Raw genomic sequence first — 3,193 nt, forward strand, 5'->3', positions numbered from 1 at the left:
GCCCCGCCCGGGGCCCGCCCGCCGTCCCCCGGGGCGGGGGGCCCCACTTCGGGGGGGTGGACCTCTCAAGGGTGAGCATTTCAGGTGGTGCTGACGGGTGGGCCGGTGCCCGGATACGCTGGGGTGCCCAGCTCAGAAGGTGTGCGGGGCGCGGTAGTTGGGAACAGGCCGCAGTGCGGGCGGTGGCGGCGATGGGGGCGGCAGTGACGGACCAGGCATTCGATTTCTCTCCCGGGGCGCAGGTCCCGCTGCAGGGCTCGGCCGGTCAGACGGCGGCGACCCACGCCCTCGCGTCCGCCGCGTACCGTGACACCCCGGTCGACGAGATACTGAAGGCCAACAACGAGTGGCACGAGTCGACGGTGAAGAAGGGCAAGTTCTCGCTCTTCGAGCCGAATCTGGGCGAGGCCTTCTCGCGGGCCGTGCAGGTGCGGATGCTGGGCGGGGCCCGTAAGCCGCTCATCCAGTCGTTCGGCACCGAGCCGCAGGCCGTGGTGGAGCACGCGCTCGCGGCGACCAGGATCCGCAAGGAGCGGGATGCGCGGCTGACCACGGTCATGGTGCTGTTCGGGCTGCTGTTCCTGCCCGGACTGCTGCTGTGGATGGGCATCTTCCAGCTGCGGCGGACGATCGCGGGGGCGCAGGACAAGCGCGCGGGCGCGCTCGGCACGGCGCTGCTGGTCGCCGTCGCCGGCCTGGCGGTGATCTTTCTGATCCGGCTGCCGTTCACCGGCCTCTGGGCGTACTACCTGCGCGGGATGATCGTCGCCCCGGTCATCGGCTGGCTGCTGGCGAAGCGGATCTGCGAGTCCACCGCGAAGGACATGCGGGAGCGCTGGGAGAGTCTGCTCTCCGGGGGCGCCATCGGCGCCAAGGTTCCCGAGGCCGTCCCCGGCAATCCGAACGAGACGGCCGCCGAGCAGCTGCGCCAGGCCCTGGAGAAGCTCACGGCCGAGCAGCAGTCGAATTCGGTCTTCTACGCCGGCCCCAAGGGAATACTCGGCATGGGCACCCGCTGGGGCAGCTGGCAGCTCGCCGAGGAGCTGGTGGCCAAGGAGCCGGGCAAGGAGTTCCACCAGTTCCGCAGCTGGGACGTCATCAAGGTCATTCACGACCAGCTGACGCTGCTGCAGCGCGGCCCGCTGCACACGGGGGGCTTCCCCAAGCCGTCGGTGAAGCACTGGATCGTGGTGCCGGTCGGGGAGGGCGCGAAGGAGGTGGCCCGGCCCGAGGGCCAGGACGTGGACACGTTCCAGGTGAAGCGCCACGAGATACAGCGGATCTGCGACCACCAGCAGTTCGGCAGCGGGAACCGCCACTATCTGGGCGTTCAGTTCACCCTGTGGGACGGCCAGCTGGTGATCACCATGATGATCACGGTGACGGTGCTGTACGAGACGCTGCGCATCGAGGTGACCGGCCACGCGCTCGGCCCGGTCCACTCCCTGTTCACCACCAAGCCGACGCCCAAGACGGTCGAGGTGGCGAAGACCGTGCGGTTCTGGGAGACCGTCGAGCGGCATCTTCCGCTGGTGGAGACGCCCGAGGTGGTGCGGCTCGCGGTCCGGGCGCCCTTCACCTGGTATCCCCCGCTGCTCGACTTCCTCGGCGGGAAGCTGGTGCTCCCCGAGCCGTTCGGGCTGCGGCACGCCTGGGCGGAGCAGCCCTGGCGGCACCGTTTCATGGCGGACGACGCGATGCGCGCGGCGACGCCGGTGCTGCGGGTGACGCACGCGGCCGCGATGAAGGTGCTGGAGGAGAACGGTGTGAACACCGAACGCTTCAGCAACCGGTCCATGATCGTCAGCGGTATTGTGCAGGACGCGTCGCCGCGCAAGGCGGACGCCTACGACGCGTAGGGCCTGTCCGGTGGATCAGGCCCTGGGCGCCTGCCCAGGGCCGCAGGGGGTGCGCCATGGGCGGCGCCCTACGGCGGCGTTACGCCGGCGGCCAGGCGTCAGCAAGCATCTTCCGGGTGTCGGCGAGGAGTTGGGGCAGCACCTTGGTGTGGCCGACCACCGGCATGAAGTTGGTGTCGCCGCCCCAGCGCGGCACGACGTGCTGGTGCAGATGGGCCGCGATGCCGGCCCCGGCGACGGTGCCCTGGTTCATTCCGATGTTGAAGCCGTGCGCCCCGGAGGCAGTCCGCAGCGCCGTCATCGCCCGCTTGGTGAACGCGGCGAGCTCGGCGGTCTCCGGCTCGTCGAGGTCCGTGTAGTCGGCGACGTGCCGGTAGGGCACCACCATCAGATGCCCGCCGTTGTACGGGTACAGGTTGAGCACGGCGTACACGCTGTCGCCGCGCGCGATGACGAGTCCGTCCTCGTCGGACTTGGCGGGGATGGAGCAGAAGGGACAGCCGTCTTCGGCCCCGGGCCCGGTCGGCTTGTTCTCGCCCTGGATGTAGGCCATCCGATGGGGCGTCCACAGGCGCTGGAAGGCGTCCTGGATGCCGACTCCGATCTGCTGCTCCGGCTCACTCGTCATGTGGTGCAGCATATGACTTCGCCCGTACGGAACGTGTCGCCGGGGGCGGACCCGGAGGACGCCCGCGATGCTGGGCCGATGGACGTCGACGAAGGGGAGACCCCGCTCCAGCGCTGGGAGGGGCGGGTCGAGCTGCCACTGTTCTGGGCCTCACTGGTCTTTCTCGCCGCCTACTCGGTGCGCATCCTGGTCGGGGACGTGGACCGGCTCTGGCGGGAGATCGCGTTCGCGGTGATGCTGCTGATGTGGCTGGGGTTCGCGGCCGACTACGTGGTGCGGCTCCGGCTGAGCGGACAGCGGCTGCACCGCTTCCTGCGGACCCACTGGCTGGACACGCTGGTCCTGGTCCTCCCGCTGCTCCGCCCCCTGCGGCTGCTCAAGGTCTACACCGCGGTGCAGCGACGGCGCCGGGACCAGCCGCGGCTCAGCCTGCACGTACGCGTGATCGCGTACGCGGGCGTGACGGCGGTCCTGCTGGGCTACTCGGGGGCGCTCACCGTCTATCACCAGGAACACCTGGCACCCGGCGCGACGATCCGTACCTTCGGGGACTCCCTGTGGTGGGCGAGCGAGACGCTGACGACCGTCGGGTACGGGGACGTGACGCCGGTGACGCGGCTGGGCCGGCTGATCGCCGTCGGGATGATGATCTGCGGGCTGGCCCTGCTGGGCGCGGTGACCGGCTCGTTCTCGTCCTGGCTGGTCC

3 protein-coding genes are annotated in these 3,193 nt (G+C 70.2%); 2 read left to right on the forward strand and 1 reads right to left on the reverse strand.

Translation table 11 applies throughout. The features are described 5' to 3' along the window. The first annotated feature begins 191 nt into the window (after window positions 1-191). The gene (locus ACWGI8_RS42140) at window positions 192-1,859 is read left to right on the forward strand and encodes a hypothetical protein (RefSeq protein WP_453668751.1); all 1,668 of its coding nucleotides are present in this window, start codon (window positions 192-194) and stop codon (window positions 1,857-1,859) included. A gap of 79 nt (window positions 1,860-1,938) precedes the next feature. On the opposite strand, the gene ACWGI8_RS42145 is transcribed toward ACWGI8_RS42140, so the two are convergent. Then, the gene (locus tag ACWGI8_RS42145) at window positions 1,939-2,499 is read right to left on the reverse strand and encodes an HIT family protein (protein ID WP_453668752.1); all 561 of its coding nucleotides are present in this window, start codon (window positions 2,497-2,499) and stop codon (window positions 1,939-1,941) included. A 66-nt stretch (window positions 2,500-2,565) separates the two neighbouring features. Here ACWGI8_RS42145 and ACWGI8_RS42150 point away from each other — a divergent pair. Next, the coding region (locus ACWGI8_RS42150) for a potassium channel family protein (RefSeq protein WP_453668753.1) at window positions 2,566-3,193 on the forward strand (628 nt) is incomplete at its 3' end.

It is taken from the genome of Streptomyces sp. NPDC054841 (genome assembly GCF_053611045.1).

Coding starts and splice junctions, on each gene's coding strand:
- ACWGI8_RS42140 (WP_453668751.1), top strand. CDS start 192: ATGGGGGCGGCAGTGACGGACCAGGCATTCGATTTCTCTCCCGGGGCG.
- ACWGI8_RS42145 (WP_453668752.1), bottom strand. CDS start 2,499: ATGCTGCACCACATGACGAGTGAGCCGGAGCAGCAGATCGGAGTCGGC.